Here is a 12,950-nt window from a genome sequence, read left to right on the forward strand (position 1 = left end):
AAAGGTTAATACATTCCACCGTTTACATGGAGCACTTCACCCGTTATGTAGCCGGCATGCTCCGAGCACAGGAATAGGACCACACCCGCCACATCCTCTGGCTTTCCAAACCTTCCCAGAGGTATGTTTTTTAAATAGTTCTTCCTTATATCTTCTGAGAGCACGGCGGTCATGTCTGTTTCAATAAAGCCCGGTGCCACTGCGTTAACTGTAATGTTTCTACTTGCCAGCTCTTTGGCAAGGCTTTTGGTAAAGCCAAGTAGGGCAGATTTTGTAGAGGCGTAGTTTACCTGTCCTGGATTGCCCGTAAAGCCCACAACGGAGGATATGTTTATGACCCTTCCCCAGCGGTTTTTTAACATAGCCTTTGTGGCGAGGGATGTTATCAGAAAAGTGCCGGTAAGGTTTGTCCTTATTACCTCTTCCCAGTCCTTGAGGGACATTCTCAGAAAAAGCTTATCCCTGGTTATGCCTGCGTTGTTCACCAGTATGTCCACACCTCCCCACCTTTCCTCAACTCTTGCATAAGCTTCTCTTACTGAAGTTTCATCTGCCATGTTCATGGCAATTCCAAAAGCCTCAACACCGTTGCTTTCTCCTATCTGCCTTGCCACTTCTTCAGCCCTCAGCTCATCCCTTCCAGTTATAACTACCTTTGCACCCGCCCTTGCAAGAAACTCAGCTATTGACCTTCCAATGCCCCTTGTGGACCCTGTTACAAGGGCTCTTTTACCCGATAAATCTACGCAGAACATGCTAAGATTTTAACACAGCATGAAGCTCTTCTTTGGCGGCAGCTTTGACCCTGTTCATCTTGGTCATCTCCTCGTGGCAAGGGATGTGAGAGAAGCTATGGACTTTGAAAGTGTGGTCTTTGTGCCTGCCCATCAGGCACCCCTGAAGGAGCCCCACATGGCAAGTCCGGAGGACAGGCTTGAAATGCTTAAACTCTCTGTTGAAGGTCTTGAAGGCTTTGAGGTGAGCAGTATGGAGGTAGAAAGGGGTGGCATATCCTACACGGTGGACACCGCAAGAGAGCTCTATGCAGGTCAGAGAGAAAGACCCTTTTTCCTTGTGGGTGCAGACAGCTTTCTGAGCCTTCACCTCTGGAGAGAGCCCCATGAGCTCATATCTCTTGCACGCTTTGTGGTGGTGGACAGGGAAGGCAAATGGGAGAGGTTGAAAAGATACATAAAAGAAAACTTCCCAAAGCTCAGAGAGGGAGAGGATTTTTACCTTTTATCCGTAAGGCGCATAGACATATCTTCCACGGAGATAAGGGAAAGGTTGAAAAACGGAAGGAGTATAAGGTGGATGGTGCCGGAGAAGGTTGAGGATTACATACTGGCAAGGGGTTTATATACTTCAAACAGTTTACCCTGAATCTCCTCCTTTCGCAATCTTTCTATAATTACACTGTAGTATGTTTCAGAGAGCTCAATGGTTATGAAATTTCTTCCAAGTCTTTTGGCTACAACTGCAGTTGTGCCAGTTCCTCCAAAAGGGTCAAGCACAATATCCCCTGGATTTGAGCTGGCGAGAATAACCCTCTCAAGGAGAGCTTCCGGCATCTGACAGGGGTGTCTTCCAACTCTCTCTTTAAAAGTGCCACATACCCTCGGGAAGGTCCACACGTCATCGGGAATTCTACCCTTTGGGTTTGCTCTTCTATCCCGATATACAAGCTGTCTTGCAGAGGGAACCCTTATCTCATCTGAGTTAAAGGTAAATCTTTCCTTATCCTTCGTGAAATACAGAATGTGTGTGTGCGAGCGTGTAAACTTCTTTTTTTGGTGTTGTCCAAAGGTATAATACCATATTATCCAGTTTCTCATGTATAGACCAAGCCTTTTCATGATTATCACAAGTTCCGCAGCAAACTCATCACCTATAGCTACATATATTGAGCCGGTTTTTTTTAGAACTCTATAGGCTTCCCTCAACCAATCTTCTGACCATTGCAGATACTCCTCATACTCCAGACTATCCTTCCATTTGTCATACCTTATGCCTATATTAAAGGGTGGGTCTGCAAAAATCAGGTCTATGCATTCATTAGGGAACTCTCTCATTATCTCTATGCAATCTCCCAAGTATACCTTGTTTAGCTCCATAACTACCCTCTAAGTTCAAATATCTGGCAGGGTTTTATTTTAAACTGTAGCTTTGTAGGGTCTGGTGTTCCACCTTTTCTCTGCATTGTTATCCTGCCTATGTAAAGGTTGCCCATCGGAGATATGCGGACATCTCCTCTTCCGAAAAAGTTTATTGCAATGTTTATATCTGATATTGCAAAATCTGTAATATCCTTTTCCTTTACATATCTCGCAACTATAAGCCAGTCTGCCGATAGGGCACCTCTACCTTTTAGAACATCGCAAACCACCAACATTTTGTTTTTTCTGAAAAAATCAACTATCTTTTCCCTTATCATTTCGGGCATCTCGTCAAAGAAAAGCCTTCTATGGTCTCTGCGAGCGTAGCCTTCTGGTGGTTTTACCTCACCCGTAAAGTATTTAAGCCACAGAGCAATCTCTTCATCAAAGCCCCACATTTCTCTGTAGTTATCCACTCTTCGCTTATCAACCTGATTATAGTCTGCATCACTGTTCGCTTTTTTAACTGATACATTTTCAACAAAAAGTGTATTATCGTAAATCAAATATATTCTTACTTGCACATCGCTCTTCTTATATAGAATATCATGCTTAAGTTTATTGATATCAAGCCCGTATTTTACAGCCATTTCCTTAGATATTTTCACTGGCACGACTTCGGCGTGTAGCTCACTTATCTTATCTGGTTCGTATCCCATATACCTTAACCATGCCTGCGCCTCGCTATCTTTCCTGTAGTTGTTAAACTTCTGAGCTATGGCTCGCTCACTGGCAAAACCACCCTTTGCGGTAATAGAGCCAACCAACCGCCTGTTCATGGCTGAAAGAGGCTCACGCCACCTTTTCCACAGGCTTGAAGCCCTGCTCCTTTACACTCCAGCATTCTTTGAAGACAGCGTAGGGACATCTCTTTCTGCAGTATTCGTGGTCAAGTTTTTTGAAAAGCTCCACTATGGACTGACCCTTTGAGTCAAACACGTAGTCTATGTCCATATGTTTGTCAAGCTCCACATTTTCAAGAAGTGGGTATACGGTGCATCCTATGTTGGCAAGAGCAGGCTCCGCACCCATAGCCCTTATTCTGTCAAGAAGCCTTACCAGCATCAGGCTCCCCGATGCATCCATGTGGTTAACCGCCTCCAGGTCAAGAAGCACAAACTTGAGGGCCTTTTTCCTCTCCTCCACCCTCTGAAGCACATACTCATACACATATTCGGCGTTGCCGAAGTATATGGACATGTTGGGTCTTATGTACAGTATCTGGGGACACTCAGGGAGTTTTTCCCTCTCTGCGTTCACAAAGGTGGAAGACCCCGGGTTCCTCGTGAGCACCACAATCCTGGGATACATGGTCTTGTATACAAAGCTTCCAAAGGCTATGAGAGTTCCAAGAGTTATGGCAACCCACAGGTCCATGAAAAAGACGGTGGCAAAGGTCACTCCCGCCACAATGCCATCTACTGGGTTTATCCTGTAGAGCCTGAGTATTTCCTGAGGTCTTATAAGACTTATAACCGCAGAGAGCACTATGGCGGAAAGCGTTGCCTTCGGAAGGTAGTAGAAAAAGGGCGCAAGAAAGAGCAGGGTAAGACCGATAACGGCACCTGTTATAACGCTGGCGATGGGCGTCTTTGCACCAAGCTGAAAGTTGAGGGCTGACCTCGAAAAGGAGCCACCCACTGGAAAGCCTTTGAAAAGACCTGCCACCACATTGGCAAGCCCCTGACCTACAAGCTCCTGATTTGGGTCCCATCTGTCCCCCGCTCTTATGGCAAGCTGCTTGGCTATGGCCACAGCCTCCATAAGACCAAAGGCAGATATTACGATTGCACCCACCCAGAGCTGGGAAAAGGTTCTGTAGTCCACCGACGGAATCTCAAGGGGAGGTAGACCACTTGGCACATTTCCCACCAGGGAGACACCAAAATTCTGGAGGCCCAGAAAATATGAGGCTATAGAGGTTATGAAAACCGCAAGGAGCGCACCAGGAAGGAGAGGGCTTATCCTCTTTGAGAACCATATTATGGCGTAGGCGACAACACCCACAATAAGCGTGTATGGATTTGTCTGGGAAAGCTTGCTTATTATGTCCGCAAGAACCTCGTATATGTGGGTGCTCTGAGTTATCTTAAAGCCAAGAAGATGCCCGGCCTGACTGAGGGCTATAACCAGTGCACCGGCGCTGGTAAAACCAACTATCACACTGTTAGATATGAGCTCTACCACAAAGGCGAGCTTAAAAATACCCACAGTTAGCCTTATAAAGCCCACCATGAGTGCCAGCACTGCTGCAAGCATGACCCACCTTTCACTGCCGGGCTCCGCCAGCCCATAAAGGGCAGACCCGGTAAGCAGTGCAGTCATGGCCACTGGTCCCGTTGCCAGAAACCTTGAACTTCCAAATAATGCAGCCACCATAACCGGCAGGAAGGAGGCGTATAGCCCGTATATGGGGGGCATGCCTGCAAGAAGTGCGTAAGCCATGGACTGGGGAACCAGCACCGCAGCCACTGTAAGGCCAGCTATCAGGTCCCTTGTGAATTTATCCCTATCGTAGCTCTTCAGCCAGGGCATAAAGGGTGCAAGGTCAAGGGTTATGTTTATCTTCATAGCCTTATCCTCTCTGCATTGAATCTTTTTAGCTGAACTTCTTTCAGGGCTTCAAGCAAGTCCATACCCTCTGAATAAAGCTTCAGAGCTTCTTCAAGGTCCCTTTTGCCCTCCACTCTAAATAGCCTGTCTTCAATCATTGTTCTCAGACTCCTTGCTATCAGGTCTTTGCTGATTCCAAAGTTAAACTCAAGAAGGTATGCCAGCTCAAGGAGCGTGTAGTTGGAGAGAAAGACTTTGCCCTTCTTTCTTTCAACCTCTCTAAAGTAGTTTTCCAGCCTTTCTGACCTCTCTCCCTTTGTCAGAAAATCTATAAGGTCCTGCGTATCTATGGCATCCATTCAGGCGGAACCCCTACGTTGTCTCTCAAATGTCCATTACCCAGTATTACAAACTTCTGGATTGTGAGCTCTTCAAGAGCCATTGGACCCCTTGCATGTATCTTATCTGTAGAAATACCCATCTCCGCACCAAGACCAAACTCGTTCCCATCTGTAAATCGTGTGGAGGCGTTCACATATACGGCTGCTGAGTCCACTTCTTTTATGAACTTCATGGCTTTTGTGTAGTTTTCCGTTATGATGGCGTCTGAGTGCTTTGAGCCGTATTTTTCTATGAAGTCCATTGCCTCCTCAAGGCTACCCACAGTCTTTACCGCCAGTATAAGGTCAAGGAACTCCTCATAGTAGTCCTCCTCCGTTGCAGGCACTGCCTTCACATGGGACAGCTCCGGTCTTGACCTTATTGCCTGAAGGCTTTCCTGGTCGCACCTTAGCTCTACGCCAGCCCTTCCCAGTATATCAGCCATCCTTGGCCAGAAGCTGTTTAAAAGGCTTCTGTGGATTATGAGGTTCTCCACGGCGTTGCAGACAGATGGCCTCTGAACCTTGGCGTTGTATACTATGTGATAGGCCTTTATGAGGTCTGCCTCCTCGTCCACGTATATGTTGCAGACCCCCTTGTAGTGCTTTATTACAGGCACCTTTGCCTTCTCCGCCACGGCCCTTATGAGACTTTCACCGCCCCTTGGAATCGCCACATCTACCTTGCCCTCCATTCCAAGGATTTCCCATACTATTTCCCTCTCAGGTCTGTCTATGAACTGCACTGCCTCCTCCGGAAAGCCTGTTTCTCTGCATGCCTGACGGAGTATCTCCACAAGGGCTCTGTTGGAGTTTATAGCCTCTTTTCCACCCCTCAGTATAACCGCATTTGAAGACTTCATGCACAGAGAGGCGGCCTCTATGGTCACGTTGGGTCTTGCTTCGTATACTATGAAGATTACCCCGAGGGGAACCCTCATCCTGCCCACCTGAAGACCGTTGGGCAGAGTCCACATGCGCGTTATCTCTCCCACAGGGTCTGGAAGCCCTGCCACATCTCTGAGAACCTTTACCATACCCTCTATGCGTTTGTCGTTGAGGAGCAGTCTGTCTATGAGGGCTGGAGGAAGTCCCTGAGATTTTGCATAATCTATATCCTTCTGGTTCTCTCCTTTTATAAAATCTCTTTTCTCCTGCAGTAGCTCTGCGGCCCTTAGGAGGGCTCTGTTCTTTATGTGCGTTGTAACAGACATAAGCCTTCTCAGCGTAGAGCGGGCAAGCTCTACCTTTTCCTCGGCATAACTTTTGATTTCCACCATGGTATTAAAATTATACCAGTTTGTCGTAAAGCCTCTTCAGGGCTTCCAGACTTTCTTCATAACTTACCTTCTCATCCACACCCTGTTTGAAAAACTCTCTGATTTCTTCATAGTTCTTTACTGCCCTGTCCACAAGAGGATTGCTCCCGGGATTGTAAAGACCGAGGTTTACCATATCTTCCATAGACTCGTAGGCGCTCAGCACTTCTCTTATATACATGGCCATGTGCATGTGCTCCTTACTTACCACCTGAGGCATGAGCCTGCTGAGGCTCCTTACAGGGTCTATGGCAGGGTGTATGCCTGCGTTTGCCCTCTTCCTTGAGAGGATTATATGCCCATCAAGAACGCCCATGAGGGAGTCTGCAACAGGGTCAAGGCTTATATCATCCCCCTCCACAAGGACGCTGAATATGCCTGTTATACTACCCTTTTTAAAATTCCCGCAGTTTTCCACAACCTTTGAAAGCAAATAGAAAACCGAAGGTGTATAGCCTTTCATGGTGGGTGGCTCTCCCGCAGACAGCCCTACCTCCCTCTGAGCCATGGCAAGCCTCGTGATGGAGTCCATAAGGAGGAGCACATGCAGCCCCATGTCTGCAAGATATCTTGCGTGGACAAGAGCACTCAGTGCTCCCTTTACTTTAAGTATGGGGGTCTGGTCTGAGGTGGTTACCACTATTACACTTTTCTTCCTTCCTTCTTCCCCGAGCACATCCTCCACAAACTCTCTCACTTCCCTCCCCCTCTCACCTATCAGAGCAAGAACCACCGCGTCCACTTTGCTGTTTTTCACTATCATACCCAAAAGCGTGCTCTTGCCCACCCCAGCACCCGCAAATATTCCCACCTTCTGACCCTTCCCCAGCGTCAGGAGTGCGTTTATTGACCTTATGCCGCAGTCAAAGGTTTCCCTTATCCTTTCCCTCTCCAGGGGGTTTATGTCTTCAAGGAGAATGGGCTTTCTTTCACCAGCGGGGAGTGAACCATCTGAAAGCCTTCTTCCAAAGGGGTCAAGCAGTTCACCGAGAAGATTTTTTCCCACAAGGGTGGAAATGTGCTCTTTTTTTATCCATACTTTATCACCTGCCTTTACTCCAGATGGATAGCTGAAGGGCATTATTATGCATCTGTCCTCGTTAAAGCCGATTATCTCCCCTTCAACAGGCCTGTTTCTGTGTGGGAATATTATCACATGGTCTCCTACTGCCCCGTCTGTATTGTAGGCTTCAAGGTAAACACCGCTCGCCCTGTAAACCTTATGGTATATTCTAGACACTCCCCTCATTTCTCATATCCTCAAGAAGGTCCTGCAGCACCTCATCGTATCGCCTCTCTATCCAAAGCTTTGGTGTTTCTATGAGGAACTCCCCTTCCTTCAGTTCTCCCTTTACTACTGGGCTAATCTGCACTCCATCTCCCAGTCTTTCTTTCAGACTTTCCAGATGGTGGGAAATTCTGTGAAAGTCCTTGGGGTTAAGGTAGAGAACCACCTGACCCTTGAGCTCAACCCCCGACTCAAGAACTTTTGAAAGAGCTCTCAGGATAACATCTTCCTTTGGTATAAGGTCAGTGACAAGAAGCTCTCTCAAAAGCTTGGAAACAAGCTCAATTACTTCTTCCTTCATGTTTACCCTTATGTTCTTAAAGGCTTCTATGAGCCTTTCCGATAGATTCTCAAGAATCTTCTCAACCGCCCTTTTCTCCTCTAACTCTTTGAGAGCCATGTCCCTCTCTTCAAGGACCTTTGCCCTTTCCCTTTCAAGGTTTTCCAGCTGGAACTTGAGAGTTCCGATTTCTTCCTTCAGCTTTTCCCTTTCCGCTTGCCATCGGAGTTCCAACTCTTCACATGGAGGCTGAAGCTTTCCAGCATCTTCCTTGACTTGCGGAGTTTGTATCTCTTCTTTGTGCTCCAGGTTATGTAGATGGTGAAGTGGTCTGAACTCCCCCTTAGACATAGGTCTCCCCGCCTGTTATGTCTATTACTCCCTGGTCTGCCAGGTTCTTTATAACCTGTATTACCTGTTTCTGCGCCTTTTCTACCTCTGAAGCCCTTAAGGGTCCAAGAGCCTCCATGTCCTCCCTCATAATGTCAGCAGCCTTTTTGGACATGTTGGAGAAGAACTTTTCCCTTATGTCCTCGGGTGCCCCTTTAAGAGCTATTATGAGAGTGCTTTTTTCTACAGCCTTGAGTATTTCCACTATTGCCCTGTTGTCCAGCTTTCGGATGTCTTCAAAGGTGAACATCTTTTCCTTTATCTTCTCTGAAAGGTATGGGTCCTCTTCGTCCAGCTTTGCCAGTATTCTGTTGGTGGTATCTCTGTCAAGCATATTGAGAAGCTCCGCGGTTAGAGTAATTCCCTCCATCTTCTGCATTATTCCGCTAACCCCCATACTTCTTATCTCTTCTGCAAGAACCTCTATCAGTTCACCGAAGAACTCGGGAGATATGTTTTCAAGGGTTGCAAGCCTCTTTACCACTTCTATTCCAACAGTGTCCGGAAGCAGCTTTAGTATCTCTGCAGATTTGTTGGGGTTTAGCTGAGAAAGAACCACCGCTATAGTTTGGGGATGCTCACCCATCAGTATGTTTGCAAGTATTTTGCTGTCAACCCTCTCAAGTTCCTGAAAGCTTTTTATGAGGTTTGAACTGCTCAGAAACTCGTATATCTTGGCAAACTTGTCTGGTGGAAGAGCCTTTCTTGCAAACTCAAGCAGTGCATCTATGTCTGGAGTTATAAAGGAGGTTGCCCTGTATTCTTCTATAAACTCCTTTGCCACCTCTTCTATGTCCTTCAGGGTTATACCTTCAATGTTTGTGGCATGAAGTAGAACTTCCTGAATCTCATCGTCGGAGAGTTCTTTCATTACCTCCACCGCCACCTGTGGTGGCATGGCCATGAGCAGTATGGCCGCCTTCTGAGCCTTGCTCAGTTTACTCCTGACTTCCGGCATGTATAATAGTTTAAGACTTTTTGAGATAAGTCATCAAAGGGTTCAGGACAAAACCTATAATTATAGACATGGTTCCCAAAGTCTATCTTGGAGTGGAGTGGATAGGTGCAGAGAGTGTTCTCTCGGAGTATCAACCACCAGAGGATTGCGGTGCAGGTCTCCTGTTCCTCGGCATAGCAAGGTCTGCACCTGAAGATGGGGATGTGATGGAGCTTCACTATGAAGCTTTTCCTGAGATGGCTATAAAGGTTATGGAGGAGATAAGGGAAGAGACGCTCAGGAATTTCCCGGTAAGGGAGGTCTTTATACATCACAGGCTGGGCGTGGTAAAGGTGGGAGAGCCCTCCTTTATGGTGGTGGTCTTCGGTGGGCACAGAGATGAAACCTTCAGAGCATGCAGGTATGCAGTGGATGAGGTGAAAAAGAGAGTGCCCATATGGAAGAAGGAGGTTTTCAGCGATGGTAAGGGTGAGTGGGTGCTCGGAGCATGATTAGGGACGCCCTTGGAAGGGAGCTTCATGACCTGAGGATATCGGTAACGGACAGGTGCAACTTCAGATGCACCTTCTGTATGCCAGAGGGAGAGGAATACGAGTTCTTCAGACGTGAGGAGATACTTTCCTTTGAGGAGATAGCAAGGTTTGTAAAGGCCGTAATTCCGCTTGGTGTGAAGAAGGTAAGACTTACGGGGGGAGAACCCCTCCTCAGAAGGCGTCTTGAAAACCTTATTAAATACCTTTCAGAACTCCCCCTTGAGGACATGAGCCTTACCACAAACGGATTTCTGCTAAAAGAAAAGGCAAGAATTCTGAAAGAGGCAGGGCTCAAAAGGGTGACGGTGAGCCTTCATTCTCTGAAGGACGAGGTTTTCTCAAAGCTTGTAGGGAGAGACGTGAAGGTTTCCAAAATACTTGAGGGTATAGAAGAGGCTCTAAGGGTGGGACTGAGCCCCGTAAAGGTGAACGTATGCGTCATAAGGGGCGTTAACCATGATGAGATAATAGATATAGCCAGCTTTTTCAAAGGGATGGGCGTAGTGGTCAGGTTCATAGAGTTTATGGACGTGGGAAATATAAATGGCTGGTCTCTGGAAAGGGTGTATTCCACAAGGGAGATGCTTGAACTTCTTCAGAAACACTTTGAGCTTGAGCCGGTGGAAAAGGCTTACAGGGGAGAAGTGGCGGAGAGATACAGATACAGGGACGACGGTCTGGAGGTGGGCTTCATATCCTCAGTAACCCAGCCCTTCTGTGGAGATTGCAACAGGCTAAGACTTACCGCAGATGGAAGACTTCTCACATGCCTCTTTGCTCATGATGGTCATGATGTAAAGAGCCTTATAAGAGGCGGTGCGGAGGATGAGGAGATAAGGGAGTTTGTAAGAAGTATCTGGACCAGAAGGTCTGACAGGTATTCAGAGCATAGGCTTGAGCTCCTCAGAAGTGGGATAGTCCCGAAGAGATTTGAGATGTTCAAGGTGGGGGGTTGAGTATGATAGAGCACAGGCAGGTGGAATTCCTGATAAACCCTGTTAAGAACAGGGTATGGGCGGTGAGCATGCCCGATGGAGAGCTTCTGACGGACCTTGTATCTGTAAGGAGAGCACGCTTCTGTCTTGAGTCTGATGAGCAATATTGGCTCAATCCCTTCGGTGGTGCTTACCACTGGACCACAAGAGAGTCCCAGCCCTACGAGGAGGAATTTGTAAGGTTTAAGGAAGAAGCACAGCAGTATATGTGTATCTTTGGTCTTGAGATAGCACACCTTGAGTATCTTGACTTTTCTCCCCTATCCGGTGATTTGCTTTTTGATGAGGAGAACCTTCTTGACAGGCTGGGACAGGCTCAGAAAGAGGAGTTCAAAAGGTTCATGTTAGAGTTGTGGGAATACGTAAAGGAGGAATAGGATGCTGAGCAGAGAACTTCTTGAAATACTCGCATGCCCAAGGTGCAAGGGCGACCTCACTTACGACGAAAGGAGAAATGTGCTCATATGCACCAACTGCAGGGTTTACTACCCCGTAGAAGAAGACATTCCCATACTCCTTACAGACTCTGCAAGACCTCTTGAAGAGCTTGAAGTAGAGTCTCAGGCTGAGAATTCCTGACTTTATCTGGCACCACCCTCTCTCCCACATGAATGTATTCAAGGGGCTTTGCGTATATTTTTCTGTAATCTCTCAGCATCCGCCAGTCTGCAAGGCTGTCGCCTACATAAACGCCAGCGTCAATCCCAAGACCTTCAACACACAGATGCAGGGCGTAAGGGTGGGGCTTTCTCAGTTCTTCTTCCTGTATTGTATCCTCATCCACCACGAAGTCAAAGAAGTGTGAAAGCCCGGACCTCTCAAAGAGATGCTGCAGGTCTTCTCTGGGTCTTCCTGTGACTATGCCAAGTGGGTAGCCCATGGCTTTCAGCTCCCCGAAAAAGTCACCTCCCAGTATGAGCCTTTCCTTTTCTCTCAGTGTCCTATAAAGCCGGTTGAATAAACTCTTTATCTCTTCAAAGTCTGCATCACCCCCGTATTCCCTTATGACCTCAAGGGTTGCAAGCCAGTCGTTGTTAATGCCTCTGGAAAACTTTATTCTTCTTACATCTTCTATAGGAACCTCCCTTCCGAGAAAGTGTTCTGCCGTGTGCTTTATGGCGTAGTGATAGGACTGGCTTACGTCCACTATGACCCCGTCCACATCAAAGATAACACCCTTCTTCATCCCGCCACCAGCTCGGAGCTTGCCTTTGAAAGGAGAAACTTCATGAACCTGCTTGCCAGGAAGGTGAGCTTTTCGTGCTCGGGATAGATTATGTAATACCACCTGACTGCATTGAAGCCCCTTATTTTTACAGGAACCACACTACCTTCCTCTATTGCCTTTTCCACGATGCCCTTAGAAAGAAAACTACAGCCGTAGCCCTTCTTTACCATGCTCAGGATAGACCTTCCACAGTTTATCTCTATCCTTATGTTCAGCCTTTCAAAGATTATGCCAAGCCTCTCCAGCTCCTCCTTGACCACCTTCCTTGTGCCTGAACTCACCTCTCTGAATATGAGGTCCGCTCCGTAGAGCTCTTCAGGCTCTATTTCCCCCTTTTTGGCAAAGGGATGGGAAGGGTGTGTAAAGAAGACCACCTCATCCATGAACCACTTGATGGAGCTGAACCTTTCAGAGGGCTCTCTCTCTATCACTCCTATGTTGAGGACGCCTGAGGAGAGACCCTCTTCTATGTGCTGTGAATTGTCCACAAGGACCCTTATGGAGATGTTGGGAAGCTGTTGGTGGAACTCCACCAGAAGCTCGGGAACCTTGTATTCGCTCAGGGTTGTGCTTATGCCCAGAAGCAGTGTGTCCTTAAAGTCCTTTTTTATCTTTGCCATCTCCTCCATGAGGTTCTCATAACTTGCCAGGAGACTCTTGGCTATCTGGTATATCCTCTTGCCCTCGTCGGTAAGCACTATCCTTCCACCCTGTCTCTGGAAAAGCTTTGCACCTATTATCCTCTCAAGGGCTTTTATCTGCTGGGTTACGGCGGGCTGAGTTATATACAGTATTTCAGAAGCCTTTGAAAAGCTTCCCAGGTCTGCAACCGCCACAAAGGTCTTGAGCTTGCTGATGTCTATCATTACA

16 protein-coding genes are annotated in these 12,950 nt (G+C 47.3%); 5 read left to right on the forward strand and 11 right to left on the reverse strand.

The features are described 5' to 3' along the window. Window positions 1–5 precede the first annotated feature (5 nt). Window positions 6–755, reverse strand: coding sequence for a 3-oxoacyl-[acyl-carrier-protein] reductase (fabG, locus tag WHS43_02540; protein ID MEJ5338514.1), 750 nt, complete (start codon window positions 753–755; stop codon window positions 6–8). 19 nt (window positions 756–774) lie between these two features. Here fabG and nadD point away from each other — a divergent pair, with 19 nt between their 5' ends. Next, the gene (gene nadD, locus WHS43_02545; protein ID MEJ5338515.1) at window positions 775–1,383 is read left to right on the forward strand and encodes a nicotinate-nucleotide adenylyltransferase; all 609 of its coding nucleotides are present in this window, start codon (window positions 775–777) and stop codon (window positions 1,381–1,383) included. Here nadD and WHS43_02550 read toward each other — a convergent pair. The 8 genes from WHS43_02550 to fliG are packed head-to-tail and all read right to left on the reverse strand — an operon-like array spanning window position 1,338 to window position 9,324. Next, the gene (locus WHS43_02550) at window positions 1,338–2,114 is read right to left on the reverse strand and encodes a site-specific DNA-methyltransferase (GenBank protein ID MEJ5338516.1); all 777 of its coding nucleotides are present in this window, start codon (window positions 2,112–2,114) and stop codon (window positions 1,338–1,340) included. The genes nadD and WHS43_02550 overlap by 46 nt on opposite strands. Before the next feature lie 2 nt (window positions 2,115–2,116). After that, on the reverse strand, window positions 2,117–2,935 hold the full coding sequence (locus tag WHS43_02555) for a hypothetical protein (GenBank protein MEJ5338517.1): 819 nt from the start codon (window positions 2,933–2,935) through the stop codon (window positions 2,117–2,119). A gap of 13 nt (window positions 2,936–2,948) precedes the next feature. Continuing rightward, window positions 2,949–4,727 (reverse strand): SulP family inorganic anion transporter, encoded by a 1,779-nt coding sequence (locus tag WHS43_02560; protein MEJ5338518.1) that lies wholly within the window; start codon window positions 4,725–4,727, stop codon window positions 2,949–2,951. Beyond that, a complete protein-coding gene (locus WHS43_02565; protein MEJ5338519.1) occupies window positions 4,724–5,068 on the reverse strand; it encodes a hypothetical protein in 345 nt (114 codons plus the stop codon). The genes WHS43_02560 and WHS43_02565 overlap by 4 nt, the downstream gene beginning before the upstream one ends. Beyond that, entirely contained in the window at window positions 5,056–6,369 is a 1,314-nt protein-coding gene (locus tag WHS43_02570) for a glutamate-5-semialdehyde dehydrogenase (protein ID MEJ5338520.1), read from the reverse strand. The genes WHS43_02565 and WHS43_02570 overlap by 13 nt, the downstream gene beginning before the upstream one ends. Window positions 6,370–6,379: 10 nt before the next feature. Next, window positions 6,380–7,657 carry a FliI/YscN family ATPase gene (locus tag WHS43_02575; GenBank protein MEJ5338521.1) on the reverse strand — a complete coding sequence of 426 codons (1,278 nt, stop codon included), beginning with the start codon at window positions 7,655–7,657 and terminating at the stop codon, window positions 6,380–6,382. Beyond that, complete coding sequence (locus WHS43_02580) at window positions 7,641–8,327, reverse strand: FliH/SctL family protein (GenBank protein ID MEJ5338522.1); 687 nt, start codon at window positions 8,325–8,327, stop codon at window positions 7,641–7,643. The genes WHS43_02575 and WHS43_02580 overlap by 17 nt, the downstream gene beginning before the upstream one ends. After that, complete coding sequence (gene fliG / locus WHS43_02585) at window positions 8,320–9,324, reverse strand: flagellar motor switch protein FliG (GenBank protein ID MEJ5338523.1); 1,005 nt, start codon at window positions 9,322–9,324, stop codon at window positions 8,320–8,322. The genes WHS43_02580 and fliG overlap by 8 nt, the downstream gene beginning before the upstream one ends. Before the next feature lie 68 nt (window positions 9,325–9,392). On the opposite strand from fliG, the gene WHS43_02590 reads away from it, so the two are divergent. From WHS43_02590 to WHS43_02605, 4 genes are read left to right on the forward strand one after another with little or no spacing between them, the layout of a single operon-like run. Then, window positions 9,393–9,815 (forward strand): molybdenum cofactor biosynthesis protein MoaE, encoded by a 423-nt coding sequence (locus WHS43_02590; protein ID MEJ5338524.1) that lies wholly within the window; start codon window positions 9,393–9,395, stop codon window positions 9,813–9,815. Next, on the forward strand, window positions 9,812–10,813 hold the full coding sequence (gene moaA / locus WHS43_02595) for a GTP 3',8-cyclase MoaA (protein ID MEJ5338525.1): 1,002 nt from the start codon (window positions 9,812–9,814) through the stop codon (window positions 10,811–10,813). The genes WHS43_02590 and moaA overlap by 4 nt, the downstream gene beginning before the upstream one ends. A 2-nt stretch (window positions 10,814–10,815) precedes the next feature. Continuing rightward, window positions 10,816–11,229: a hypothetical protein gene (locus WHS43_02600; GenBank protein ID MEJ5338526.1), complete on the forward strand. Its 414-nt coding sequence runs from the start codon at window positions 10,816–10,818 to the stop codon at window positions 11,227–11,229. 1 nt (window position 11,230) lies between these two features. Continuing rightward, complete coding sequence (locus WHS43_02605; protein MEJ5338527.1) at window positions 11,231–11,431, forward strand: Trm112 family protein; 201 nt, start codon at window positions 11,231–11,233, stop codon at window positions 11,429–11,431. Here WHS43_02605 and WHS43_02610 read toward each other — a convergent pair. Together WHS43_02610 and WHS43_02615 are read right to left on the reverse strand one after the other, a co-directional pair. After that, window positions 11,370–12,038: an HAD-IA family hydrolase gene (locus WHS43_02610; GenBank protein ID MEJ5338528.1), complete on the reverse strand. Its 669-nt coding sequence runs from the start codon at window positions 12,036–12,038 to the stop codon at window positions 11,370–11,372. The genes WHS43_02605 and WHS43_02610 overlap by 62 nt on opposite strands. Then, a complete protein-coding gene (locus WHS43_02615; GenBank protein MEJ5338529.1) occupies window positions 12,035–12,946 on the reverse strand; it encodes a LysR family transcriptional regulator in 912 nt (303 codons plus the stop codon). The genes WHS43_02610 and WHS43_02615 overlap by 4 nt, the downstream gene beginning before the upstream one ends. Window positions 12,947–12,950 lie beyond the last annotated feature (4 nt).

The sequence above is a fragment of the Aquificaceae bacterium genome (assembly GCA_037481935.1).
Classification (GTDB): Bacteria; Aquificota; Aquificia; order Aquificales; family Aquificaceae; genus Pampinifervens.

Excerpts from the sequence above, each read along its gene's own strand:
- WHS43_02615 (MEJ5338529.1), bottom strand. The coding sequence starts at position 12,946 with ATGATAGACATCAGCAAGCTCAAGACCTTTGTGGCGGTTGCAGACCTG.
- fabG (MEJ5338514.1), bottom strand. The coding sequence starts at position 755 with ATGTTCTGCGTAGATTTATCGGGTAAAAGAGCCCTTGTAACAGGGTCC.
- moaA (MEJ5338525.1), top strand. The coding sequence starts at position 9,812 with ATGATTAGGGACGCCCTTGGAAGGGAGCTTCATGACCTGAGGATATCG.
- WHS43_02550 (MEJ5338516.1), bottom strand. The coding sequence starts at position 2,114 with ATGGAGCTAAACAAGGTATACTTGGGAGATTGCATAGAGATAATGAGA.
- WHS43_02590 (MEJ5338524.1), top strand. The coding sequence starts at position 9,393 with ATGGTTCCCAAAGTCTATCTTGGAGTGGAGTGGATAGGTGCAGAGAGT.
- WHS43_02575 (MEJ5338521.1), bottom strand. The coding sequence starts at position 7,657 with ATGAGGGGAGTGTCTAGAATATACCATAAGGTTTACAGGGCGAGCGGT.
- WHS43_02555 (MEJ5338517.1), bottom strand. The coding sequence starts at position 2,935 with ATGAACAGGCGGTTGGTTGGCTCTATTACCGCAAAGGGTGGTTTTGCC.
- WHS43_02600 (MEJ5338526.1), top strand. The coding sequence starts at position 10,816 with ATGATAGAGCACAGGCAGGTGGAATTCCTGATAAACCCTGTTAAGAAC.
- WHS43_02565 (MEJ5338519.1), bottom strand. The coding sequence starts at position 5,068 with ATGGATGCCATAGATACGCAGGACCTTATAGATTTTCTGACAAAGGGA.
- WHS43_02570 (MEJ5338520.1), bottom strand. The coding sequence starts at position 6,369 with ATGGTGGAAATCAAAAGTTATGCCGAGGAAAAGGTAGAGCTTGCCCGC.
- WHS43_02610 (MEJ5338528.1), bottom strand. The coding sequence starts at position 12,038 with ATGAAGAAGGGTGTTATCTTTGATGTGGACGGGGTCATAGTGGACGTA.
- fliG (MEJ5338523.1), bottom strand. The coding sequence starts at position 9,324 with ATGCCGGAAGTCAGGAGTAAACTGAGCAAGGCTCAGAAGGCGGCCATA.
- WHS43_02560 (MEJ5338518.1), bottom strand. The coding sequence starts at position 4,727 with ATGAAGATAAACATAACCCTTGACCTTGCACCCTTTATGCCCTGGCTG.
- WHS43_02580 (MEJ5338522.1), bottom strand. The coding sequence starts at position 8,327 with ATGTCTAAGGGGGAGTTCAGACCACTTCACCATCTACATAACCTGGAG.
- nadD (MEJ5338515.1), top strand. The coding sequence starts at position 775 with ATGAAGCTCTTCTTTGGCGGCAGCTTTGACCCTGTTCATCTTGGTCAT.
- WHS43_02605 (MEJ5338527.1), top strand. The coding sequence starts at position 11,231 with ATGCTGAGCAGAGAACTTCTTGAAATACTCGCATGCCCAAGGTGCAAG.